Genomic DNA, 23,290 nt, shown 5'->3' with positions numbered 1-23,290 from the left:
CCTTCCTCCGGGGGCTGGGCTCTCCGCGGGGGCGGCCCTGGCCGCCCCCGCGCGTCACCCCGGGGCTGAAACGATTGCTTAGGCGGGGCACAGCAGCGCCACCAATACCTCCACCATTTTCTCCATCGATTCGACCACGACGCACTCGTGTTTTCCATGACCGTTCATGCCGCCGGTAGACAGGTTGGGGCAGGGCAGGCCCATGAACGACAGCCGCGAGCCGTCGGTGCCGCCGCGCACCGGGCCGATGATCGGCGCTACGCCGAGGCGCACCATGGCGGCCTTGGCCGCCTCCACGATGTCGAGCCGGCCCTCGAGCACCTCGCGCATGTTGTAGTAGCTGTCCTTGAGCGTCAGCGCCACCGTGCCTTCGCCGTGCTTGCGGTTCAGGAATTCCACGGCGTCGGCCATGAGCCCTTTGCGCGCCTCGAATGCCAACCGGTCGTGGTCGCGGATGATGTAATGCATCGCGCACTGCTCGACGCTGCCGCTCATCTTGGTCAGCAGGAAGAAGCCCTCGTAACCACAGGTATGCTCGGGCCGCTGGGCCGCGGGCAGCAGCCCATTCAATTCCATGCCGATCAGCGTCGCATTTTTCATCTTATTCTTGGCCGTGCCCGGATGGATGTTTCTGCCCTTGATCGCCACATCGGCCGACGCGGCGTTGAAGGTCTCGTATTCGATCTCACCCAGCGCCCCGCCGTCCACCGTGTAGGCGTACTCGGCGCCGAAACCCTTTACGTCAAACAGGTCCGCGCCGCGCCCGATCTCCTCGTCGGGCGTGAACGCAATCGCCACCCGGCCGTGTTTGAGCGTCGGATCGGCAATGAGCGCCTCGCAGGCGGTCAGGATCTCGGCGATGCCGGCCTTATCGTCCGCGCCGAGGATCGTGCGGCCGTCGGTCACCACCAGCGTCTGGCCGGCGTACTGCTTAAGTTCGGGGAACTGGTCGGGCGAGAGCACGTCGCCCTCGTCGTTCAACGCGATGTCGCCGCCGCCGTAGTTCGCCACCACGCGCGCGTTCATCGGCTGACAGGGCAGGTCGCTGACCACGTCCATGTGCGCGATCAGCCCGACGGTCGGCAGCGCGTCATCGGTCGCCGGAATGCTGCCGTAGACGTAGCCGTGCCTGTCCACGCGCGCGTCTTGAATCCCGAGCGTGCGCATCTCGTCGGCCAGCGCCCGGGCAAACACCTTCTGGCCGGGGCTGCTGGGGCAATCGGGGCAATCGCTGTCGGAAGCGGTGTCGTATTGGATGTACTTCAAGAACCGGTCGAGTACGCGCATGAAATTTCCTCCTATCGTCTCGAGGCGTCGACAAACGCCCGGAAAATTGCCTGGCTGTCCAAATCCCACGAGGCCATGCACTCCGGATGCCACTGCACCGCCATCAGGAACCGGCGCGCCGGATGGGAAAACGCCTCGATCAGCCCGTCGGGCGCGTGCGCCATCGGCGCCAGCCCTTCCGCCAACCGCTCGACGCCCTGGTGGTGGATGCTGTTGACCGGGAGGCCTTCCAGCCTCGCCGGAAACAGCGGGTTGCCCGGCACGAAGCTGACCGCGTGGCACGTGCGGTCGTAGGGCGGCGGCTGGTCGTGCGCGATCTCGCCCGCGCGCGCGCTCGGCAGGTCCTGGTGCAGCGTGCCGCCGAGCGCCGCGTTGATCAGCTGCAAACCCCGGCAGATGCCCAACACAGGTTTGTCCGCGCCGAGCAGCAGCGAAAACAGCCTGAACTCGAGCGCGTCGCGCGCCTCGTTTACCTCACCGCAGACCTCCGAGCGCGCCGCGCCGTACCGGGCGGGGTCCACGTCGGGTCCGCCGGTGAACAGGAATCCGTCCAACCGGTCTACCAGTTCCGAAAGCGCCGCGTCCGACGCCTCCAGCGGCAGCACCACCGCCACGGCGCCCGCGGCCGCAACGGCTTCCATATATTCGCGCGCCATGCGCACGCGCCCGTGCCGCGCGTCGTGCTGCGGCGTCAGTCCAATGATGGGCCCCATCTGGATTCCTCCCAATTTTCGACTCGTCCCGCTATCATAGCAGAACGCGGGCCGGATTACAATCGCAAACGCCAACACCAACCGGAATCGGGCCGTTCCGTCCGGGTGAATCCGGCGGAACCATCCGCCATGACGCCGCGCGCAAAAGGCCGCCCCGGTCATGCCGGAGCGGCCCGTTTAGAGAGCGTGAATGGTGCGGGTGATGATCTCATCCTGCAACGCTTCGTCGAGGTTGACGAAGTACTCGCAGTAACCGCCGATGCGCACAATGATGTTGCGGTACTTTTGCGGCTCGAGTTTCGCACTTTTCAATGTCTCTGCGTCCGCGAAATTGACCTGCACCTGGGGGCCGCCGTCCTCGAGGTAGGCGTACAACAACGCGGAGAGCGCGTTTTTGCCCGCGTCGCCCTTGACGAGGGACGGATTGACCTTCGTGTTCAGCGCGTAGCCGCCCGTCACCTTGGAGTGATCCAGCTTCAGAACGGAATTCAGGAGTTTCGTGGGGCCCTCCACGTCTTTCCCCTGAGACGGGCCCATGCTGTCGCTGAAGGGCTCGCCGCGCTTTCGCCCGTTGGCGGTGGCGCCGGTGATCTCGCCGTGGTAGATGTGGAAAAAGTAGCCGAACAGCGTGGACACGTATTTCTCGGGCGCGTCCGGCGCGTTATACGAAAATACCTGATCGTCGAATTTCGAGAGGATTTCCCGCGCCAGGGCGTCCACCTCGTCCCGGTCGTTGCCGTAGTGGGCGCAGTTCTGGAGGATGCGCCGCTCGCCTTCAAAGCCTTCGAAATTCGCGCCGAGTATTTCGCAGAGCCGCTTCAGTGTGAAGATCTTCTCGTCGTATACGCATTTTTTCACCGCCATCATGGAATCCGCGGCGGTGCCCAGCCCGTAGGCGTAGAAGGACCAGTGCGTGCCCAGTTCCGCTCCGCCCTGGAACATGTCCCGGCCACGCTTAAGGCAGCCGTCTATCAGCATCGAAGCGAACGGGTCGTAGCACTTTCCCGCCTTGTCCGCCTGCTTTTCCAGCGCTTCCCGGTGGTCGGCCTCCACCTGCTCCGACAGCGCGGCGAAGTAGGCTTCCCGGAATTTTTCAAAGGTGCTCAGTTCGTCCTCGCGGCCCCGGTACCGGTCGAACACGGTTTCAAAGACCATCGGGAAGGCGATGGGTTCGGTGACGCCCCAGTTGGGCTGTTTTCCGGGGATCATGATCTCCACGCAGCCCATGTTGTAGTAATCGTTGGCGTGCCTGGCCCCGTAGCCCAGCCGCTTCAGGTTTTCGATCCATACCTCGTCCGCCATCAGCATCGGCTGCCCGACGCCCATGCGCACGCAGTCGATCACCTGCCCGCGATACCATTCGGGGTTCTTGCGGCTGACGCGCGCGCCCACGTTGGGGTAGGGCAGCCGCATGTCCCGGATGACCTCCAGGCACAGCCCGGTCAGGTCGTTGACCGCGTCCTCGCCCCCGGGCGTCACGCCGCCGAGGGTCAGGCTCTGGACGGTGCGCATCCGGGGCTCGTTGACCTTCAGCCAGAAGCAGCAGAGGATCTCCTTCGCGCCTTCCCGGGTGATGCGGCCGCTCGACAGGTCCTTTTCGTACAGCGGGAACAGATACTGGTCGAACCGGCCGAAGGACAGCGCCGAGCCCCACAGTATCGACATCATCACATGCAGCATCCAGGTGAACTGCACACCCTCCGGGAAGGTCTCCGCGGGGCGCGCGGAAAGCCTTTGGAGCGTCGCGCCGATTTCCGTCAGCTCGAGGGCGCGCACGTCCTGGGCTTTCAGCGCTTCTTCCTGGACAAATTCAGCGTACCGCGCGAAGAAGCGGCTCGCCGCCTCCAGCACGATCATCTGCGCCTCGTAGAACTCTCCGGGGTTTGCCTTCGCCAGCGCCCGGGTCCGCGCGATGCGCGCTTCAAAGCCCTCCGAGAGCATCTGCCCGTAGTCCAGGCTCAGGTGGTTCGCCGCGAACCAGGGCAGCGAATCGATCTCCTTCTTGATCTCCGCGCCGTAATCCAGCTTGAAGGCGCGCTCCAGCTCGCGCCCGATCTCGTACTTTTCCAGCGCGCCATCATAGCAGGCGGCTATGTCCCGGATCAGCGCCTGCAACGCTTCATAGGTGATGCTGGCGTCGTGGTACACCCGGCTCATCAGCGCCCAGCGGCTCTTCTTGGTGGTGAAGTCATCCTCAAAGGTGCGGATGCCGCCCTTCACCTTTGCTTTGTTGAGGTTGTCCCGGTCCAGGAGGTAGTTGTCCAGCACCTTTCGCGCCATGGCGCGCTGTTCTTCGACGCCGGGCGTATTCTCGCATACGGGGAAGAAATTGGACGCGTTTCCCACGATGCACTCGTCCGGCAGCACCGCGAGCGGCGCGTTGTCGAGCAGGTACGCCTGCGCCTTGGCCCGGCGCATCTGGATGCTCTCGCCGCGCGTTGAGACGAGGGATTCGTACGCCAGCGGATAGAAGCACGTTCGCCGCACACCCGCGTCGTTCAACTGCTCGATGGTCTTTCTGAGCGATTCGATGCGCCTGTTCATAAGCCTTTCCTCCATTCGCGCCCGCCCATTGACACGATCGCGGCCCGGTAGCCCTCTACGGCTTGCGCTTGCGGCACGGCAAACCGCGCCTGCCGGGCCTTGCCCAGCCGCTCGGATTTTGACACCCCAAAGGAATGGTACGGCATGAGCTCGAACCCCAGCACGTTCAGTCGCCTGGTCATTTCCGCGATCGCGCGCAGGTGGTCTTCGGTATCGTTGACGCCGGGGATCATCGGGCAGCGCAGCGCCAGCTTCGCGCCCGCTTGACACAGGGCTTCGATGTTTTGGATAACGCCCCGGTTCGATTTGCCCGTCATCTCGATGTGCTTTTCGTCGTCGGTCAGCTTGTAATCCACCAGAAACAGGTCCGCACAGCCGAGGATCCGCTCGTAGTCCTCATACCTCCCCGCGCCGTTGGTCTCGACGCAGGTGTGGATGCCGGCGGCCTTGGCCAGCGTCAGAATCTCCCGCGTAAAGTCCGGCTGCGTCATCGGCTCGCCGCCGGTCAGGGTAATGCCGCCGCCGCTCCGGTCGAAGTAGCGCCTGTCCCGCGCCACCTCGCGCACCACGTCTTCGGCCGTCCGGTCGCTTCCGATCCGCGTGAGCGCGCCGGACGGGCATACCCTCGCGTCCTCGCCGCCGCAGTCGCACTTCGCCCGGTCGAACCGGTGCCCGCCGTCTTCACAGGTGTGCGCCGGGCAAACCCGGGCGCACCGGCCGCACCGCACGCACTTCGCCTCCATATAGGACGTCTCCGGAAGCGGCGAGATGCTTTCGGGATTGTGACACCAGGCGCAGCGCATGTCGCAGCCCTTCATATACACGCAGGTGCGCAGGCCGGGGCCGTCGTCCACGCAGAACGGCTGGATGGAAAAGATCCGCCCGACCATGTCACTGAACGGGCTTGCCGTGCTCGAGGAGATAACGCTCGGCCTCCTCGCACCACAGCATGTTGTTCTTTTGGACGATCTCGTAAAGCGCCCTGAACAGCGGGTCGGCCTTGCCCAGCGCCTCGAAATCGTCCAGCGCCGTCAGCGGGAGATCGATGTTGCAGTAGATCAGCTTTTTCGCGCCCGGAAGGCCCGGCAGCGTCCTCGTCGCTTCGGCGGCGGCGTTCAGACCGCCCACATGGGAGATGAGGATGGAGGGATCGATCGCGCCGGATTCGATGAGCTTCAGCGCGTCGATCATGTCGATCGTCTCACCGCCGGAGGTGCCGATGATGTGCTTGAAGTTGTAGTGCACGTCGTAGAAATTGACGCTGGCGAAGAACTCCTTTTTCGTCGGCCCCGCGAAGAAGTTCAGGCAGCTGTCCTCGCCGGCGACGGCGTCCGCGGTCTCGATGACGGCGGGCACGGGCGCCATGATGATGACGTCGTCGTAGCCTTTTGCGCCGTTTGCGTCCAGCAGCGCCTGCCTTGCGTCGCAATTCGCGGTGTTTAGGACAATCACCCGGACGCCGTTCTTGTCCTTGAGCACCTTCCGGGCGCGCTCGACTCTGCTTTCGTCGATGTCGGCAATCACGATCCGCTTGGGCCGGGGCTCAAGCGCCATGGCTACCTGCGCCGCGCCCAGCCCCATCGGGCCGCAGCCCGCGACGATGGCGAGCGAGCCGCCCTCCTTCAGGCCCATGACGTGCGTCTTCCGATCCTCCGCGAGGTGGAAATGCGCGCGGATGGCCGCGACCAGACACGAGATCGGCTCGGCCGTGGACGCCTTGTAGCACGCGCTCGAGCGGTAGGGCAGCACGTAGCCGCCCTCGATGGCCTCGCCGGGGATGATGATCTTCGTCGCGTCGCCGCCGTAATATCGATAGGAATAACCCGGCGCCTTCAACTGGCCATCAATGTACATCTTGGGCTGCACGGCGAACGGCTCGCCTGTCCGGAAGCGATCCTTCCACTTCGCGCCCACCCGGAGGATCCTGCCGCAGAACTCGTGGCCTGCGATGATGGGGTTTTCCGCGACGTCGTCCGGCACGCATCGGTGGTCGCCGCCCTGCAGCATCGCCTTGTAGGTGGACATGCACAGGGTGTCGGTCACGACCTCGCACAGCAGCTCGTCGTCCCGAATTTCCGGAAGCTCGATGGTCTCGGTGCGCAGGTCGTTCTTCCCGTACAGCAGCACGGCCCTGGCTTTCATGACACCGCCCCTTTTCAAATCACGATCGTTTCCACAGATTTCCGCAGTTCGGCGAGCCGCTCCGGATCGATCCCCCTGTCCGTGACCAGACAGGAGATGTCCCCCCATCCGGCGAACCTGACCGTCGCCCGGCAACGGCTCTTGGTCGAATCGGCGACGAGAATGGACGTTTTCGCGGCGCGTATCATGGCGCGCTTCACTTCGCATTCCTCCATACTCTCCACGCAAGGCCCGCCGCTTCCTTCAAACCCGCTCGTTCCCAGAATCGCGATGTCCGCGTTCAGCTGGGAGAGCATCTCTGTCGCCCATACGCCCGTGGCGGCGTGGCTGGACAGCCTGATTAGTCCGCCCAGCATGCACACAGACCGCTTTTTCTCCGCGAGCAGCTGCGCTATCTGCAGGGAATTCGTGAAAAATGCGATGTCCGTCCGGGAGGCGAGCCACTTCGCGGCCTCGAGGACCGTGGTGCCGGAATCCAGTATGACGGTCGAACCGGCGGGCACTGTGCCGGCAACGGCCTTTGCGATGCGCGCCTTCTCCTTGGGGTTGTTCGTCGCCTTTTCAAAGAAGGATTTTTCCAGCGCCTGCGCCGTCGCGGTCGCGCCGCCGTAGCTCTTTACGGCCACGCCGCGCTTCTCCAGCCACAGAAGATCCTTGCGGATGGTTTCGGTGCTGACCGAGTACTTCTCCGAAAGCTCCGCCGCGGACACCCTGCCGTCGCGCACCAGGGCTTCCGCGATCTCGTTGCGCCTTTCCCGGGCCAGTTTCTGCTCCATGGCTTCCTCCCGCGCCCCCTTCGGCGCACCGCTCCACGGGGCAATTCTACAACCATTCACAATCAATGTCAAGTTGCTTTTCGAGCGAATTGGTTGCTCCCGCGGCGGCAAGATGGGGCCTGCGCGCGCGTGAGGCGTTAGCCGGACGACAGGTTCCGCCTGATGGGCCTGTTTGGATAATAATTATTTTAAGCAATTAAAATAGATATTGACAAATAGTGCGGTGTGACGTACAATCAACACGCCATATGGATGAATTGACGACCAAATGAACGGAGAGGTGAAAATTCGGGTGCAAGAGAAAAAAATCAACGCCAAAAAGATGAAAGAGCACAACATGAGCCTGATTCTGAACACGCTGCGCCGCAATGAATCCACGACGCGCCGGGAACTCGCGCGGGAGACGGGTTTGACCGCGGGCGCAATTACGATCATCATCAATGAGCTTCAGGAGATGGGCTACATTGTGGAAAAAGGGATCGGCTTCTCGGCGGGCGGCCGCCGGCCGACGATTCTGAGCCTGAAACCCGACGCGGCCTATGCGATCGGCGTCGAATTGACGACCCAGCAGATCACATGCGTGCTCGGAGACTTCACGGCGGCGATTCAAAAGCATGCCGCGATACCCATCGATGTGGCGTGGGGATACAAGCGCATCATCGATCTCATGGCCCATGCGATCGACAAGCTCATCCTGGCGTCCGGAATTTCCAAAGATAAAATTCAAGGCATCGGCCTGGCGATTCCGGGCCCCAGCGACTACAAACAGGGAATCACGATCAATCCGCCAAACTTCCCGGATTGGGTGAACGTGCACATCAAGGAGATCCTCGAACACCGCACCGGATTGAAGGTATACGCCAGCAAGGAAACCTCCTGCGCGGCGCTTGCGGAATACTGGTTCGGAAGCGCCCTGGGAACCAAGCGCATCTTTGCCATTCACATCGATGAAATCGGCATCGGCGGCGCGTTTGTCCTGGACGGAGATATCTATCAGTCCTCCGCCAAGGAGACGATGAATATCGGACACACGATCGTTAAGACCGACGGCCAGTCCTGCGCATGCGGGAGCAAAGGCTGCCTGGAGGCACAGGCCAGCGGCGCCGCGGCCATTCGTTACGCCTTGGAATACGCTCGTCAGCATCCGGACTGCGCTACGAAAGTTTATGCCGGCATGAGTTTTCTGGATCTGGCCGCCGGCGTGGCGCGGGGGGATTTGCCCTGCATTGAAGCCGTGGGAAAATGCTCGTATTACATCAGCGTGGCCTTGCGCAATATCATCATGCTGCTTGCGCCGGAAAAAATCTACTATGTCGGAGGCTTTGTGGATCGCTGCCCGATGCTGATGGACAAGGTCATCGAGTACATCGACAGGCAGCAGTATCCGGATTCCTCTCGCGTCATCCCCATCATGCCCTGTAAATTCGGTAAGGAAAGCGGCGCCGTAGGCGCTCTGGCCTTGGTTTTTTCCATGCTGTTCGAGGACTGATCGGCGCTGCCGGGAACGGCCTTGACGGCATGGCCCCGCTGGCCGTCACGCTCAATACCGTCCAGGCGAGGCCGCCGAAGAAGGCATGATCGTACTGATTTGCATGAAGAAGGGATAGAGCGTGCGGTATAGTCTGGAGAATCGCGCCGCCCGCGCCACCGTGCATCGTTCCGGGGGCATGGTTCTGGCCGAGTTTACGCTGGGAGACAGGCGCGTGCGTCCGCTCTTTCTTCCCGCATGGGCTTCGGAGAACGCGGCGGATGGGCTTCTGAACAACCTCCGGGGCGATTTCCCTTGCGTACCGTTCGGCGGCGCGCCCGCGCAGGCGGCGCTTCCCGGGGGCTGGCACCCGGACAAGGCCGCCGCCGACCCGGATGAATTTGCGCACGGATACGGTGCGCACCACCTCTGGAACCTCGCGGAAACCGGCGTCGGTTTCATAAGGATTGCCGTTGATTATCCCCGGAGCCATCCGATCGAAGGATTGGAGAGGATTGTTTCGCTGTCGCCGGATCACCCGAAAGTCCTGTTCGAAGACCGAATTCACGTCCGCAAAACCTGCCGGCTCCCGGTGGGGCTGCATCCGATCTTCCGGCTGCCCAAAGAAAACGGCGCGGCGCGGCTGCGCCTGCCGAACTGTCGGATTATGAGGACGTATCCGGGCGACGTAGACGCCTCCGCGGCGTTTGTGCCCGACGCTTCGGTGCCGGACGCGCAGGCCGTTCCCCTTCGCCGCGGCGGCACGGCGGATGCCACCAGCCTTCCGATGGAGATTTCCACCGAGGATCTGTTGATGCTGTGCGAAGTCGAAACGGGCCGGGTGGCTCTGGAAAACCGCGCGGAAGCCTATCGCGCGGTTCTGGAGTGGGATGCGTCCCTTCTGAAGGGATGTCTGCTCTGGTTCAGCAACCGCGGTCGCGGTTTTGAACCGTGGAACGGAAGAAACGTCTGTCTGGGCGTTGAGCCCATCGCTTCCGCTTTTGATCTGGGCACGGCCGTTTCACTCGGCGGTACGCCTCTGGGCGCTTTCACCGGCCTCTCCATGAAGGCGGGGGATACCGTGGTTTTGAAGCATTCGATTTCCGTGGAAGAATTCCCTTGATAAAACGGATTTAAAGGAGGAGGTTCCATGCCACTTTACGAGTATTACGGGAATGCTCAGAACAAGGTTCCGCTCACCGAAGCGCAAAGCCAATCCGCGTTGATCGGCAACGCCGCGGTGGTGGAAAGGATCGCATCGCTGTTTGCCGCAGGCGCCAGCGTTGCGTTGGACGGTTGGTACGGCGTCGATTACGAGGCGATCGCGGAGGCGATCATCGCAAAGGCCCCGGATGTTGAATGCATTCACGCGTACGACATCTTTAAGCCGGTGGAGGACATCGGGGAGTACCAGAGAAGATACGAGACGGAGGACCCTTGCTTCGGCTGGGTCAACAGCGAAGGCTCGCTGGAGGACCTGATCGACCCATCCAAGGCGGGCGAACTCAAGGAGAAACTCGCGCGGCGCAGGCGCGAGGGCGGAAAGGTACTGGTGTACGGCCCGGGGGCCGCCATCCGGGAACTGTGGGAGAATTACGATGCGATTCTCTACGCGGATTTCACCATGCAGCCCATGCTGTAGCTGATGTGGGGCGGCAAGCTTTGCTCGTTCGGCCACAAGACGCCCGCCGCCGATTATCTGTGGAAGAAGTATTACTACAACGACTTCTACCTGCTTTACCGGCAGAAGAAGGCCGTGCTGCGGCGCATGGACTACTACATCGAGGCCGTGCACGCGGACGATCTGAAGATGCTCGATCAGGCGACCTATCAGTCGATGATCGACGAAGTGGTCAAGCAGCCCATCAAGCAGGTCAAGATCCTGCAGCCCGGCCCCTGGGGCGCGTACCGGTACAAGGACCTGTGGCAGGTGGAAGGGCTGGAATGCAACGCCTGGAATGAGCTGGCTGGGATCGAGCTGAGCGTGTTGATCGACATCGGGCGCGAGGAGTGCATCAACATTCCCTCGCAGAACATCATGCAGCGCCCCGTCCAGATGGTCGGCGAATACATCCACAAGACCTATCCGGACCTCATGCCGCTGCAGGTCTGGCTCGACGACGGCTACTTCCCGGAGGCGGTGCCCTTTGAAAGATCCAGCATGCCCATACACGACCACCCCACCACCGACTATGTGCGGCGCAATTTCAATGAGCCGCTGGGGCGCTATGAAACCTATTACATCGTGGAATCCTACAAGGGCTCGTCCACCTGGATGGGCTACAAGGAGACCGCCGATCTTGAGGAATGGGAACGCCTGTGCCGAGAGTCCGAAAACCTGAAGGCAATCCCCGACTGGCAGGACTATGTCAGGCGCTGGGACACCAACGTGGGCGATCTGTTCCTGATCCCGCCGGGAACCAGCCACGGGCATGGCGGCAACCAGATGATCCTGGAGATGGATACCGGCCCCAGCGTCGCGGGCACCGAATACTCCTTCATCACCTACGGATACGCCAGCAACACCTGGGATGACGCCGCCAAGACCATGACGGCAAAGCCCATGCGCATGCAGCTCGAGCATTCCTTCAGGAATCAGAAGTGGATCCGGGAGACGCGCGCGAAGGAATTCCACCGCGCGAGGCCGGTCACCGTGGATGGCAACGGCAGGTTCCGCAAGGACCGGTACACCACGATTCCGGAGCAGCCTTTCCACATCGAGCGCATCTTCCTGGAGGAGCGCGCCGAAAACGACACCGAGGGCAAGTACATGCAGATCGTAACGCTGACCGAGGGCAAGCGCGTCACGATCCGCTCGCTGGATCATCCGCAGTATTCCACGACGATCGAGCGCCTGCAGGCTTGCGTCATCCCCGCAGGTTTTGGCAGACATGAATACATCAACGAAGACGGAAGCCACGCCATGGTCGTGCTGATTTGCATGAAGAAGGGCTAATACCCATCTCAACCATGTCCGCACCCATCGGGCGGCGTCTGTTGTCTATCGAACCGATGCGTCAGTCACCACCGGGGGCCGGGGATACCGGCATGGCGGGCGTTTGGCCGTCCTGGCCACGGGCGACCCTCGCCGCAGCCGCGGACATCGCCTGCGCCACGGACGCCGCCTGTGTGACGGGATTCACCCCGACGGGGCATCGTCCCGCTGGGTGAAATCATTTGAGGGAGCACGACCCGGTGGAGGGGAAGGGTCGATGAACAAAATGGGAGCCATTTTTTCTACGGCGAGCCCCTCGACCTCCTTGCAAAAAATCTGTGAAGCAGCATATGGGGGGATATCATGCGGAATTGGACGCTGTACGTCATCCACCATGCCCACACGGACATCGGCTATACACAGCGGCAGGAGAAGCTGAAGCGCTACCATGCGGACTTCATCCGGCAGGCGATCGACATACTGGACAGGCTGCACGCCGGCGCCCTCAGGGGCTGCGAGGGCTTCAAATGGCAGTGCGAGAACCAATGGCAGATCGAGAACTTCTACCGGTTCGCAACGGAGCATGAGAGAAGGCGCTTTGAGGGCTATGTCAGGAGCGGCGAGATCGGGCTTTCGGGCAATTATCTGAACATGACGGAGCTCGTGGACGAATCCGTACTCGGGAGCCGCACGGCCAAGGCGGCGAGGTATGGCGAGAGAATCGGCGCGAAGATCAAGAGCGGCATGTCGGCGGACGTCAACGGCTATGCCTGGGGGTATCCCGACGCGCTCTCCGAATCCGGAGTCGAGAACCTCTTCTGCGCGCTGCATCCCCACCACGGCATGTTCCCGCTCCATCAAAAGCATCGGCCGTTTTATTGGAAGGGGCCGAAGGGCGGCGCCGTGCTCACGTGGGTGGGCGAACACTACCACTTCGGAAACGAACTGTGCCTTGCGCCGAACGCGAATGCCTCCTACATGATCTTCGACGACGTGCGGCGGGACATGGCGGAGGGAAAGATCTATACCACAAACGCCGATCAGACCCATGCCGAGGAGCTTGCCGCGATGCGTCTGCGCGTGACGCGCTATCTCGACAATCTCGAATCCGAGGGGTATCCCTACGATTTTGTGCCCGTGCTCGTCTCGGGTACGATCACGGACAACGCGCCGCCCAGCGCCGAGGTCGCCCGCCGCTTGAACGAGTTGAACGCTATGTTCGAGGGGCGCGTGACGGCGCTCATGGCGACGCTGGATGATTTCTTCAAGGCCGTGCGCGCAAGCGCCGCGCCCATCCCCACCTACGAGGGAGACTTTGCCGACTGGTGGGCCGACGGCGTGGGCTCCACGCCCGGCACCGTAAAGCTGTTCCGCGAGGCGCAGCGCAAGCATTCGATCTGCGAAAAGCTCGATCCCTCGGGGGAACTGGGCGACGCGGGCCTGAGCGAGCGCGCGGCGGAGGACATGATGCTCTACGCGGAGCACACATGGGGCTATTCCTCGTCGATTTCGGAGCCGTGGGATTCGCTCGTCGTGAGTCTCGAGAAGAAAAAGGACGCCTACGCGATCAACGCGAACACCGCGATATCGGAAAACCTCGACATGATCCTCGCCAAGAAGGGCGAATCGGCGATCATGGCGGGCAGGCCGCCGCGGTACAGGATCATCAACCCGCACCCGTTCCCATACAAGGGCGCGGTGAAGCTCTATGTGGAATACTGGGAGTATCCCGAGGGGATTCAGTTCGATGAGTACGCGCGGCTCGAGCTGTACGACGAGAAGACGGGCGAGCAGATCCCTTGTCAGGGCAGGCGGATCGCGCGGGCATTTGAGATCGAGGCCGTCCTCGACATGGCTCCGGGCGAGGAGCGGACGGTCCATCTACGCCAGAACAGGGAGAACGCCCATACGGTACGAAACCATGTGCACGCCGGATCAGATGGCGTGCGCGACATCAGGACAAAGTACGAGCCGATCGAGACGCCGTTTGCGATCGAGACGCCGGATTTCCGAGTGGAGTTTTCGCCCGACAAGGGCGTTCGCTCCATATTCGACCGGCGCGCGGTCAAAGAACTCGTCATCGAAGGCTCGGAGGGGGCGTTCACCGGCGTCTACGAGGCGACGCCCGCAGGCGGCGCCTCGGCGCAGATTGAAGCGCGTCGGCGCATGGGCAGAAACCGCAGCGGAATCGGCACCCGCCGCTGCTTTGCGAAGCTCCGGGACATTAAGATCGTCGAATCGGGCGACGTGTGCGTGACTGCGAAGCTCTCCTACGAGATGGAGGGAACGGAGTTCTACGCCGTGTACCTCAAGGTGTACAAGACCCATCCTGCCATCGAGGCGCGTATGCCTGCACAAGAAGAGCGTGTGGGATCCTGAGAATGTGTACGTGGCGTTGCCGTTCACCGCGGGCGGAGCGAACGAGACGTACATCGACAAGACGGGCTGCGTGATGCGCCCGGGGATCGACCAGTTGCCCGGCACGTGCCAGAGTTTTTATCTGCTGCAAAACGGGATTGTGCGCCGTGGCGGCGAAGGGGATGTTATCGTCTCGACCAAGGACGCTCCGCTCGTCGCCTTCGGCCCGCGCGAGGCCGGGCTGGTAACGCTGTGCGACGGGAAGAACGCGGCGCTCAACGCGTCGGCGGCGTATTCGTGGGTCATGAATAACTTCTGGGAGACCAATTTCAAGGCGGATCTGGGCGGCTTCCACGAGTTCACGTATACCTTGCTGAGCGGCGTGCAGGGGACGCCGGGCGACGAGATGGCGCTGTGCAAGGCGCTGAACGAGGGACTCATCGGGGTGTATTTGGCGTGAGCAGAGCGCCTCGGAACAACCGTTGCCTTTGTTTTGACGGGTGGAGCGCTCCCCGTCAAGATCAGAAATAAAGAATCGGGAGGGAACCTCATGAAGAAACTGGTTGCGCTGCTCCTGGTGTCCATCCTGCTGCTCGCGGCCGTCGCGCCCGTCTTTGCCGAGGGCAAGATCGAGTTCTGGAACGATAAGCTGGCCAACACCGACGCCTCCATCCTCGGGGCCTTGTCGGCCGCCCTCGAGGCTGATTCGGGCATTCAGGTGGAGATCGTCTCCTATCCGGATGTGGCGGCCTATCAGACGGCGCTGCAACAATCCATCAAGGATGCCTCCGCGCCGGGCATGTTCACCTGGTGGAACGGCGATCAGCTCAACACGCTGGCCAAGAACGATCTCCTGGTGGATCTGACCGACGAGTGGGCGAACCACTACGTGCCCTCGGGCGTATCGGCCGACGTGGCGGCCTCGCTTTCCTACGAGGGCAAGACCTACGCCGCGCCCTACACGGTTCTCAACAACACCGTCGTCTACAACAAGCGCGCCTTCGCGAAGGCTGGCATCGAGGCCGTGCCCGCCACCTTTGACGAGTTCCTGGCGGACTGCGAGAAGTTGAAGGCCGCCGGCATCACCCCCATTGCGCTGAAGCGACTCCTGGGCGGGCTTCATCTGGTTCCAGCAGATGCTGGCGGTCTACGACATCGACCTCTACACCGGCGTGTGCGACGGTTCCATCCCCTATACCGACGGGCGCATTGTGGCCGTGATGCAGTCCTGGCGTGATATGTTCGACGAGGGCTACTTTGCCCCGCCCGTGCAGAGCGGCGACACCGCCAAGACCTTCGCGCGCGATGAGGTCGCGATGGTGCTGGAGCCCTCCCTCTACCTGCCCACGCTGGTCAGAGAATACGGCATGGTTTCCGGCGCCGACTTTGACGCCATGGTCGTTCCGTCCGCGACCGGGGAAAAGAACGTCGTGTTCTTCGAGGTCTCCCCGCTGGCCATCCCGAAGGCCACCGCCGACATTGAAGCCGCCAAGAAGGCCCTGCGCGCCTTCGTGATGGCCGGATCGCAGCAGATCATGGCCAACGATTTGGGCATGCCGGCCTCTTCTTCCGCCCAGATTGCCGATCCGACGATTGCCAAGATGGTCTCCTTCGGCAATGATCCGGAGCACATCCGGCTGGTGCTGCGTTATTATGAGAGCACCCCGGCCGAATTGCGCGATGTGGCGCTGGACGAGCTGGCCAAGTTCATCTATTCCGGCGCGCCCATCGACGAAGTGCTCTCGGCCATCCAGGCCAAAGCCGACGCAGTGTTCGGCAAATAATGCACGTGTTGCATCCCGCCGGGCTTGCCCGGCGGGATGCGCACCCGGGAGGAAGGATGTGACCCCGTCTATGAAAAGCGCGATGCTCCGGCGCGGGCGCGGCAAATGGACAAATTACCTGTATCTGCTTCCGGCCGTGCTGTTTATTGGGTTCTTCTTCGTCTCGTCCATCTTCTACACGGGATGGCTGAGTTTCTACGAATCGGGCGGGTTTTCGGCTTTGAGGTTCGTCGGCTTTGACAACTACCTCTATCTATTCTGGGACGCCAATTTCATGACCTCGCTGACGAATACGCTCATATGGGTGGTCTGCTCGCTGGTTATTTCCTTTGTCATTCCGCTGTTATTGGCAATCCTGTGCACCAAGAGCGCGCATCTGACGCTTTTCAAGAACATCTTCTATTTCCCCAATGTCCTGTCGGCGACCATCGCGGGCCTCATCATCCGCTCGATGATTTCCATATATGGCTTCCCGCAGCTTCTGGGTCTCATGGGGTTTCGCGATTTGGTCAGCGATTGGCTCGCGATTCCGCGCGTCAACACCTTTATTATGATCGGATGCAGCATATGGCAGGGCATCGGGCTCAACCTCCTCCTATTCATCGTGGGCATCAACAGCATCGACGCATCGCCCGTCGAAGCCGCCACCATCGAGGGAGCGGGCGCGGTCAAGCTGTATACGCGGGTGATTCTCCCGCTTTTAAAGCCCACGTCGGTGGTCATCCTGTTGATGTCGCTGGTCAACAGCTTCAAGCTGTTTGATTCCATCTGGGTCATGACCAAGGGTGGTCCCTACCGTTCCAGCGAGACGCTGGCGCTGACCATGTATCAGGAATCCTTTATCCGCAACAAGCTCGGGCTGGGCGCGGCGGTCGCGATTGTGCTGACCGTCATCATTCTGGTTGTATCCTACTTCAACGTGCGCAACACGTTCAAGCCGGGAAACGCCCTGTGAGGAGGCATTGGTGTGAAGAAAGCCAAGGGCAGTGCAAAAATTGCGATCCATACGGTGCTGACGCTCATGGCGGTCACCTGGGCGTTTCCGCTGGTATTCACGGTATTTAACAGCTTCAAGGGGCAGGCCGAATACAATCTGGGCGATTTCTGGGATTTCCCCAAGGCCAACCTGTTGTGGGACAATATCCGGCACCTGTCCAGGAATTCGGGGATATTTGACGGCATGGCAAGCAGCCTGTTGTACGCCGCCTTCGGCGCGTTCTGCGCGATATTCATTGCGGTGCTGGCCGCCTACGCGCTCGCCCATCTGGAAATCAAGCGCCGCATGTTCTGGTTCCTGTTCATCTACAGCGGGACCATTTTCCCGTTTCAGGTCTACCTGATCCCGATCTTCAGCGGGTATTCCAAGCTGGGCCTGTACAATACGCGATTGGGCATGATCCTGTTCTATACGGCGATTTGCATTCCGTTCGCCATGTTTGTCCTGCGCAATTTCTTTGTGGGCGTTTCCGGTGAGATATGCGAGGCCGCCAAGATCAACGGCGCCAGCAACTGGGGCATACTGACCCGCATCATGATCCCCATGGCGGTCGCGCCGCTGTCGGTGGTGTTTTTGACGCAGTTCACCTGGTGCTGGAATGATCTGATGTTCGGCTTGACGTTTACCAAATCCACCAATATGCGCCCGATCATGGCATCGCTGTCCTTGATGGGCACAAAGCATCTGCCGGCGCTGCTGCTGGTGTGCCTCGTCGCATCCTTTCCGGCCATGCTGATGTTTTTCACGCTGCAAAAGAACTTTGAAGCCGGGTTCGTCTACACCGGCAAATAGCCGCAAGCGTTGCGGGCTCAAAGGGAGCCAACAAGGTTATGAAGTGATCGGGAATCAATGGCATCATTCGCCGCATGGGGGCGCTCGCGAAGGAGATATGCTCGGTTGGGACATCGCCGATTATAAAGTGACCGCCATATCCAAGCGCCCCGCGGGGACAGCTCCCCTCGCATGGGGCGGCCCTTCGCTGACCCACACCAGATCCGCGGCGCCGTGCCGGCGCTCCAATCATACCCAGTCCGCACCCGCCCATGGCCGAAGCCGTGCTGCGCTTCGGCGAAGATGGCGGTATCAGGCCGCGCGCGGCGGACCAGGGGATTTATCAAGGGGCGGATGCAGGCGCGCCCCCGCGCCGTCCTAGGTAACCGCTGATCAAATCCCACGTGCGGTGGCGGTTGCATTTTCGCCAGCTCGGGCCCGCAGAATCCTCGACGTAGCGCTGCTACGCCTTCGGATTTTGCAAGCCCAATCCGGCAAAAATGCCCCTCGTCATCGCACGTGTGCTTTAATCAGCGCTTACCTAGGCGCGTTTTCTGGTCATGTAGGTGTTAAACATCACCGCGAAGAACATGAGCCCTCCGTTGATGACGTACTGCATGTACTCATTGATGTTGAGCAGCGTCATGCCGTTGGAGATGACGCCGGTGAACATCACGCCGACCAGCGTGCCCCAGATGGTGCCGATGCCGCCCAGCATGCTGGTGCCGCCGATGACGACCGAGGAGATGATTTGAGTCTCCCAGCTGCGCCCGAAGCCGAACGTCGCCGATCGGACCTGGGCGGAGTTCATCATGCCGCCCAGCACGCACATCACCTGCACGGCGCACATGACGAAGGCGCGCGTACGGAACACGTTGATGCCGTTCAGGCGGGCCGCCTCGGCGTTGCCGCCCACGGCGTAGATTTTGCGGCCCAGATCGGTCTTCTCGGTGATGAACCAGAACAGCATGAATACCGCGATGAACACCAGTGCCGGGAACGGGATGCCAAATACCTTGCCTACGCCGGTGAACACGTACCAGCCCGGAAAGCTGTTGACGATCGGGAAGCCGCCGCAGATGATCGCGGCCAGGCCGTACATGACGTTCAGGTTGGCCAGCGTGATGATGAAGGTGGGCATGTTGAACTTCTGCCGCGCCCACGCGTGAAACGCCCCTATCCCCACGGCCACGAGGATTGCGACCAGCAGGCCCAGCGCCGCGCCGTACTCGATGGGCATGACGCCCATGTCAGAGAGCACCTTGGAGATGTAGGCGGTGATGACCGCGCACAGCGCCACCTGGGAGCCGACCGACAGGTCGATCTCGCCGGCCAGGATCACGAGGCACATGCCGTAGGCGATGACGCCCTTCATCGCCACGTTCCGGAGGATGTTCAGGATGTTGTTGACGGTCAGGAACGCCGGCGAAAACAGGCCCAGCACGACGATCAGCAGCAGAAGCAGCAGCTCGATCATGTGATCGAGGAAGAATACGTGGGTTTTCTTTTTCGAGAACAGCTCCATGCTGATTTTTTTGCCGGCGATACTCATCGAATCGTTCCTCCCATACAGTAAGCGTACAGATCTTCAATCCTCAGGTTGTCCGGGGTGACCTCGCCGACGATTTTGCCCATGTACATAATCAGGATCCGGTGGCAGACCTCCAGCAGTTCCTCGAGCTCCGAGGAAACGAAGATGCTGGACACGCCCTTGCGCGACTGCTCCCACATGATCTGAAAGATTTGCTGCTTGGCTCCGACGTCAATGCCGCGGGAGGGCTCGTCGTACATCATGATGTCGGGGGCTGTGTTGAGCCAGTTGCCGATGACGACCTTCTGCTGGTTTCCGCCGGACAGCGAGCCCGCCGCCGCCATGATCGTCGGCACCTTGATATCCAGGTCAGCCACCTGCCGCTCGGCAAACTGGTCGCGCCGGACCTGGTTGACGACGTGGCTGTCGGACAGCTGGTCGAGGCTGGCGTAACACAGGTTGTCTCGGATGGAGTGGATCAGGATGATCCCCTGCGTCTTGCGCTCCTCGGGCGTCAGGCCCAGGCCGCACCGCTTCATGGTGATTGGGCTGATGCGCGGGCCGATCCGCTTGCCCTTGACGATGATCTCGCCCGAGTCGAACGGGTCCGCGCCGAAGATGCTGCGCAACAGCTCCGTCCGGCCCGCGCCCAGCATGCCCGCGATGCCCAGCACCTCGCCGCGGCGCAGCGCAAACGAGACGCCCTCAAACCGGTTCGCGCGGGTCAGGCCCCTTACCTCCAGCACCGTCTTGTCCTGCACGGGGAGATCGGCGGGGCGCTTGCGAATCTCGACGTCGCCGAACATCATGCCGATGAGGGACTTGTGGTCTATGTTCGCGACCTGTTCGACGCCCACCAACCGACCGTCCCGGAGCACCGTCACGGTATCGGCGATCTCCCAGATCTCCTGCAGCCTGTGAGAAATGTAGATGATAATCACGCCCTGGTCGCGCAGCGTCCTGACGACCTTGAACAGGCTCTGCGTCTCGTGCTGCGCCAGCGCCGATGTCGGCTCGTCCAGCATCAGCACCTTGGGCGAAAAGCTCATGGCCTTGACGATCTCCACGATCTGGCACTGCCACATGCTCAGCTTGTAGACCTTCTCGCGCGGGTCGATGTCCACGTCCATGCGCTTGAGCAGCTCATCCGCCCGGGAAAACGTCTGCTTCCAATCGATCACGCGGCCCCGCTTGGGCAGGCGGCCCAGGTAGATGTTTTCCGCTACGCTCAGGTAGGGAACCAGGCTCAGCTCCTGGTAGACCGTCGCGATGCCCTGCTCCCGAGCATCGATCGGGGAATTGAAGCACATCTCCCGGTCATCCAAGAAGAATTTGCCGCCGCTGGGCTGAATCGCGCCGGAAAACACCTTGACCAGCGTCGACTTTCCCGAGCCGTTCTTCCCGATAAAGGCATGCACCTTTCCCCCGTCGAAGGAAATGCTGACGTCGTCCAGGGCGCGCGTTCCCGGATAATCCTTGACGATGCGTTCTGCCCGCAGTGTACTCATACAACCACCCTTGTCCAGGCGAATTTGGCTTGATTCTCTCCGTCAACGCAGGCTCAAAGGGAACGATGATGGCTCGTTCCCTTTGAGCGAATCGCGAGGAGGACCGGATTACATGGGAATGTACGGGAACCGCATTACTTCATCGTGGCCAAGAAGGCGTCCAGACCCGCCGCATCGTTGCGGTTCAGGGGGATGCCGGGGATGATGTTGTCCTTGCCCTCGCCGTCAAAAGTCCTGCCTTCGATGCGGCTCACGAGCGCGGTCACGGCCTTGTAGCCGATCTCGTAGGGGTCCTGGGCGGTGACGGCCTGGAGGATGTTGTTCGAATCCTTCAGCAGGCCCACGATCTGCTCGGAGCCGTCGGTGCCAAATACGAACACCTTGCCCGCGAGGCCCGCGTTCTCAACGGCCATGGTCGAACCGACGGTACCGCCGTCATTGGCCGCGTAGATGATGTCGATGTTCGGGTTGGCGGAGAGCATGTCGCCGGCCTTCGCCACGGCCATGTCCTGCAGCCAGGCGTCCTGATCGGCCACGACCTCGTGCGGGATGCCGGCGTCTTCCAGCGCCTTCAGGAAGCCGTTGACGCGGTCTGCGGACTGCTCGGGGATCTGGGTCTTGAACTGCACCAGCGCGACGCGGATCTTCTGGTCGGTCGGATAATTCGCCTTGATGAACTCGACGGCGGCCTGGCCGGTCTGGTTGCAGAAGGTGAAGTTGTCGGCCGAATAGTTGGCGACCGCGAACGGGAAGCTGTCGACGTGGGTGTTGCACACCGCCACGACCAGCCCGGCGTCGCTGGCGTCCTTCAGCACGGCAGGGGAGGTGTCGCTGTTCAGCGGGGAAATGGCGAGGCCCGCAATGCCCTGGGAGACGTAGGTGTTGATGATCTCGCTCTCCTTGGACTGGTCGTTGTTGGTATTGGCCTGAAGGATCTCATAGCCGAGGTCCTTCGCGGCCGCGGCGTAGCCGTCGGCCAGCGTCTTCATGAACTGGTCTTCCTGGAATACGACGCCCGCGATGGTTTTGCCCGCGGCGAGCGCGCCGCCGGAGAACGCGAGGCAAAGGGAGAGCGCCAAGAGGATCGTCAGGAACTTCTTCATTCGGAAAGTTACCTCCTTTTAAGATAATAAGCGGTTGGAACCGCCTATTCGCAGTTTTGTCCCGGAAGCGGCCGGGCGATCATACATCGGGCACCGCCGCGCACGGAAGAATGTAGGCGTAAGGACGTGGACATGCGGCCCCGAAACCGACGCGATGTCCGATTGACGTAGCGCTGCTACGCCTTCGGATTTTGCAAGCCCAATCCGGCGAAAATTCCCCTCGCCACCGCACGCGTGCTTTAATCAGTGCTTACCTAGGTAACCGCTGATCAAATCCCACGCGCGGTGGCGGTTGCATTTTCGCCAGCTCGGGCCCGCAGAATCCTCGACGTAGCGCTGCTACGCCTTCGGATTTTGCAAGCCCAATCCGGCGAAAATTCCCCTCGCCATCGCACGCGTGCTTTAATCAGTGCTTACCTAGGCCGCGGGGAGCATCCGCAGGTCGATGGGGATGCGATCGATGTCCTTGAAGGCCGGCGTGTTCAGCGCGCGCTCCCGCCCGTTCATGCCCATTCCTCGCCTTGCTTGGAATAGATGCCTCCGACCTCCGGACGCCGTGCATCAGCCGCCGGGCCGGGTCCAGCTCCGTAAAGGCGCAGTCGCCTTGACAAAGCGCTCTCTTGGTGACAACGACCATCTTCGCCTGCCGATCCTTGTATCTATTGTTCTGATCTTTACATCTATCATACTTATTGTATCATTTGCGTTGACAATCCGCATTCAAAATCGTATATAATACATTATCGAAGGTCCATGTTCGAAAGGGCGGTGCGATGGCCGTCAACTGGGTCGGCCAGCCGGAAAACGCCAACGGCCGCGTGGTGCTCACGCAGCAGGAATGGAAGATCCCCGGCCTGCGGATGTTTGGCAAACACCATACACATAAGGCGATTCCCGCGCTGTGTAATACCAATCGAAGCCATTCATGCGTTCATCAGGCGAGTGGATGTCTCGTCCTGGCGCCGCCTGATGGAGGCGGGAGTGGTGGAGATTGGCGCCCGACTTGACCGCTTTTCGAGGAAAAACACCGGTTGGGGCCAAGAAGTCCAGCAACCGCGGGGGTTTCAACTGCGAAAGGGAAATGCATGCACGAATGGGTGGGCCGGACGAGCCTCTGTGGAAAGTAGCGACTAGATAGAAAATACGGATAGCAATTAACTCATTCCAAGGGCGCTCAAGGGCATATAAAGACATGAAAAACCCCCGTATTTGCTGGATTCTCAGCATCTACGGGGGTTTTTTGATGGCGCGCCCGGCGGGGTTCGAACCCACGGTCTTCCGAGTCGGAGTCGGACACTCTATCCGCTGAGCTACGGGCGCACGAATTGAGACACTTATATAGTATAGCGCGCCCGAGGCGAGATTGCAACACA

The 23,290-nt window shown here is 61.4% G+C and carries 19 protein-coding genes and 1 tRNA gene; 10 read left to right on the top strand and 10 right to left on the bottom strand.

The genetic code is table 11. From position 1 onward, the window contains the following. Positions 1–78: 78 nt before the first annotated feature. The 6 genes from pepT to ACH6CV_RS00280 all read right to left on the bottom strand — a co-directional run bounded on the left by pepT (position 79) and on the right by ACH6CV_RS00280 (position 7,462). Complete coding sequence (pepT, locus tag ACH6CV_RS00305) at positions 79–1,287, bottom strand: peptidase T (protein ID WP_456356152.1); 1,209 nt, start codon at positions 1,285–1,287, stop codon at positions 79–81. An 11-nt stretch (positions 1,288–1,298) separates the two neighbouring features. Continuing rightward, positions 1,299–2,000, bottom strand: coding sequence for a gamma-glutamyl-gamma-aminobutyrate hydrolase family protein (locus ACH6CV_RS00300; protein WP_456356151.1), 702 nt, complete (start codon positions 1,998–2,000; stop codon positions 1,299–1,301). Positions 2,001–2,177: 177 nt separating this feature from the next. Beyond that, positions 2,178–4,544: a pyruvate formate lyase family protein gene (locus ACH6CV_RS00295; protein ID WP_456356150.1), complete on the bottom strand. Its 2,367-nt coding sequence runs from the start codon at positions 4,542–4,544 to the stop codon at positions 2,178–2,180. Beyond that, positions 4,541–5,434, bottom strand: a complete 894-nt coding sequence (locus tag ACH6CV_RS00290; protein ID WP_456356149.1) for a glycyl-radical enzyme activating protein — start codon at positions 5,432–5,434, stop codon at positions 4,541–4,543. The genes ACH6CV_RS00295 and ACH6CV_RS00290 overlap by 4 nt, the downstream gene beginning before the upstream one ends. A 1-nt stretch (position 5,435) precedes the next feature. Next, positions 5,436–6,686: a zinc-binding dehydrogenase gene (locus tag ACH6CV_RS00285; protein ID WP_456356148.1), complete on the bottom strand. Its 1,251-nt coding sequence runs from the start codon at positions 6,684–6,686 to the stop codon at positions 5,436–5,438. A 14-nt stretch (positions 6,687–6,700) separates the two neighbouring features. Continuing rightward, on the bottom strand, positions 6,701–7,462 hold the full coding sequence (locus ACH6CV_RS00280; RefSeq protein ID WP_456356147.1) for a DeoR/GlpR family DNA-binding transcription regulator: 762 nt from the start codon (positions 7,460–7,462) through the stop codon (positions 6,701–6,703). Positions 7,463–7,730: 268 nt separating this feature from the next. On the opposite strand from ACH6CV_RS00280, the gene ACH6CV_RS00275 reads away from it, so the two are divergent. The 10 genes from ACH6CV_RS00275 to ACH6CV_RS00230 all read left to right on the top strand — a co-directional run bounded on the left by ACH6CV_RS00275 (position 7,731) and on the right by ACH6CV_RS00230 (position 17,796). Continuing rightward, positions 7,731–8,951 carry an ROK family transcriptional regulator gene (locus ACH6CV_RS00275; RefSeq protein ID WP_456356146.1) on the top strand — a complete coding sequence of 407 codons (1,221 nt, stop codon included), beginning with the start codon at positions 7,731–7,733 and terminating at the stop codon, positions 8,949–8,951. A gap of 178 nt (positions 8,952–9,129) precedes the next feature. After that, positions 9,130–10,053 (top strand): hypothetical protein, encoded by a 924-nt coding sequence (locus ACH6CV_RS00270; protein ID WP_456356145.1) that lies wholly within the window; start codon positions 9,130–9,132, stop codon positions 10,051–10,053. A gap of 27 nt (positions 10,054–10,080) precedes the next feature. After that, positions 10,081–10,572, top strand: a complete 492-nt coding sequence (locus tag ACH6CV_RS00265; protein WP_456356144.1) for a hypothetical protein — start codon at positions 10,081–10,083, stop codon at positions 10,570–10,572. A 3-nt stretch (positions 10,573–10,575) separates the two neighbouring features. Further along, a complete protein-coding gene (locus ACH6CV_RS00260) occupies positions 10,576–11,886 on the top strand; it encodes a hypothetical protein (RefSeq protein WP_456356143.1) in 1,311 nt (436 codons plus the stop codon). A gap of 342 nt (positions 11,887–12,228) precedes the next feature. Next, complete coding sequence (locus ACH6CV_RS00255) at positions 12,229–14,244, top strand: glycoside hydrolase family 38 N-terminal domain-containing protein (RefSeq protein ID WP_456356142.1); 2,016 nt, start codon at positions 12,229–12,231, stop codon at positions 14,242–14,244. Positions 14,245–14,248: 4 nt separating this feature from the next. Continuing rightward, on the top strand, positions 14,249–14,683 hold the full coding sequence (locus ACH6CV_RS00250) for a hypothetical protein (RefSeq protein ID WP_456356141.1): 435 nt from the start codon (positions 14,249–14,251) through the stop codon (positions 14,681–14,683). Between the two features lie 90 nt (positions 14,684–14,773). After that, positions 14,774–15,460, top strand: a complete 687-nt coding sequence (locus ACH6CV_RS00245) for an ABC transporter substrate-binding protein (protein ID WP_456356140.1) — start codon at positions 14,774–14,776, stop codon at positions 15,458–15,460. Continuing rightward, on the top strand, positions 15,360–16,007 hold the full coding sequence (locus ACH6CV_RS00240; RefSeq protein ID WP_456356139.1) for a hypothetical protein: 648 nt from the start codon (positions 15,360–15,362) through the stop codon (positions 16,005–16,007). The genes ACH6CV_RS00245 and ACH6CV_RS00240 overlap by 101 nt, the downstream gene beginning before the upstream one ends. Before the next feature lie 70 nt (positions 16,008–16,077). Beyond that, positions 16,078–16,962 (top strand): carbohydrate ABC transporter permease, encoded by an 885-nt coding sequence (locus ACH6CV_RS00235; RefSeq protein WP_456356138.1) that lies wholly within the window; start codon positions 16,078–16,080, stop codon positions 16,960–16,962. Positions 16,963–16,974: 12 nt separating this feature from the next. Next, the gene (locus ACH6CV_RS00230; protein ID WP_456356137.1) at positions 16,975–17,796 is read left to right on the top strand and encodes a carbohydrate ABC transporter permease; all 822 of its coding nucleotides are present in this window, start codon (positions 16,975–16,977) and stop codon (positions 17,794–17,796) included. A gap of 520 nt (positions 17,797–18,316) precedes the next feature. Here the strand turns inward: ACH6CV_RS00230 and ACH6CV_RS00225 are convergent. The 4 genes from ACH6CV_RS00225 to ACH6CV_RS00210 all read right to left on the bottom strand — a co-directional run bounded on the left by ACH6CV_RS00225 (position 18,317) and on the right by ACH6CV_RS00210 (position 23,237). Beyond that, on the bottom strand, positions 18,317–19,327 hold the full coding sequence (locus ACH6CV_RS00225) for an ABC transporter permease (protein WP_456356136.1): 1,011 nt from the start codon (positions 19,325–19,327) through the stop codon (positions 18,317–18,319). Beyond that, on the bottom strand, positions 19,324–20,814 hold the full coding sequence (locus tag ACH6CV_RS00220; RefSeq protein ID WP_456356135.1) for a sugar ABC transporter ATP-binding protein: 1,491 nt from the start codon (positions 20,812–20,814) through the stop codon (positions 19,324–19,326). The genes ACH6CV_RS00225 and ACH6CV_RS00220 overlap by 4 nt, the downstream gene beginning before the upstream one ends. Positions 20,815–20,948: 134 nt before the next feature. Next, positions 20,949–21,917: a substrate-binding domain-containing protein gene (locus tag ACH6CV_RS00215; protein ID WP_456356134.1), complete on the bottom strand. Its 969-nt coding sequence runs from the start codon at positions 21,915–21,917 to the stop codon at positions 20,949–20,951. Positions 21,918–23,161: 1,244 nt separating this feature from the next. Then, positions 23,162–23,237, bottom strand: a tRNA-Arg gene (locus tag ACH6CV_RS00210). Positions 23,238–23,290 lie beyond the last annotated feature (53 nt).

This window comes from Anaerozeibacter quisquiliarum (assembly GCF_051162045.1).
Lineage (GTDB): Bacteria > Bacillota > Clostridia > Christensenellales > Aristaeellaceae > Anaerozeibacter > Anaerozeibacter quisquiliarum.
This window is presented reverse-complemented; position numbering and strand designations above follow the sequence as displayed.

What these genes read in the sequence shown, in the direction of transcription:
- pepT (WP_456356152.1), bottom strand. Translation starts at nt 1,287, where the DNA reads ATGCGCGTACTCGACCGGTTCTTGAAGTACATCCAATACGACACCGCT.
- ACH6CV_RS00300 (WP_456356151.1), bottom strand. Translation starts at nt 2,000, where the DNA reads ATGGGGCCCATCATTGGACTGACGCCGCAGCACGACGCGCGGCACGGG.
- ACH6CV_RS00295 (WP_456356150.1), bottom strand. Translation starts at nt 4,544, where the DNA reads ATGAACAGGCGCATCGAATCGCTCAGAAAGACCATCGAGCAGTTGAAC.
- ACH6CV_RS00290 (WP_456356149.1), bottom strand. Translation starts at nt 5,434, where the DNA reads ATGGTCGGGCGGATCTTTTCCATCCAGCCGTTCTGCGTGGACGACGGC.
- ACH6CV_RS00285 (WP_456356148.1), bottom strand. Translation starts at nt 6,686, where the DNA reads ATGAAAGCCAGGGCCGTGCTGCTGTACGGGAAGAACGACCTGCGCACC.
- ACH6CV_RS00280 (WP_456356147.1), bottom strand. Translation starts at nt 7,462, where the DNA reads ATGGAGCAGAAACTGGCCCGGGAAAGGCGCAACGAGATCGCGGAAGCC.
- ACH6CV_RS00275 (WP_456356146.1), top strand. Translation starts at nt 7,731, where the DNA reads ATGAACGGAGAGGTGAAAATTCGGGTGCAAGAGAAAAAAATCAACGCC.
- ACH6CV_RS00270 (WP_456356145.1), top strand. Translation starts at nt 9,130, where the DNA reads ATGGTTCTGGCCGAGTTTACGCTGGGAGACAGGCGCGTGCGTCCGCTC.
- ACH6CV_RS00265 (WP_456356144.1), top strand. Translation starts at nt 10,081, where the DNA reads ATGCCACTTTACGAGTATTACGGGAATGCTCAGAACAAGGTTCCGCTC.
- ACH6CV_RS00260 (WP_456356143.1), top strand. Translation starts at nt 10,576, where the DNA reads ATGTGGGGCGGCAAGCTTTGCTCGTTCGGCCACAAGACGCCCGCCGCC.
- ACH6CV_RS00255 (WP_456356142.1), top strand. Translation starts at nt 12,229, where the DNA reads ATGCGGAATTGGACGCTGTACGTCATCCACCATGCCCACACGGACATC.
- ACH6CV_RS00245 (WP_456356140.1), top strand. Translation starts at nt 14,774, where the DNA reads ATGAAGAAACTGGTTGCGCTGCTCCTGGTGTCCATCCTGCTGCTCGCG.
- ACH6CV_RS00240 (WP_456356139.1), top strand. Translation starts at nt 15,360, where the DNA reads ATGCTGGCGGTCTACGACATCGACCTCTACACCGGCGTGTGCGACGGT.
- ACH6CV_RS00235 (WP_456356138.1), top strand. Translation starts at nt 16,078, where the DNA reads ATGAAAAGCGCGATGCTCCGGCGCGGGCGCGGCAAATGGACAAATTAC.
- ACH6CV_RS00225 (WP_456356136.1), bottom strand. Translation starts at nt 19,327, where the DNA reads ATGAGTATCGCCGGCAAAAAAATCAGCATGGAGCTGTTCTCGAAAAAG.
- ACH6CV_RS00220 (WP_456356135.1), bottom strand. Translation starts at nt 20,814, where the DNA reads ATGAGTACACTGCGGGCAGAACGCATCGTCAAGGATTATCCGGGAACG.
- ACH6CV_RS00215 (WP_456356134.1), bottom strand. Translation starts at nt 21,917, where the DNA reads ATGAAGAAGTTCCTGACGATCCTCTTGGCGCTCTCCCTTTGCCTCGCG.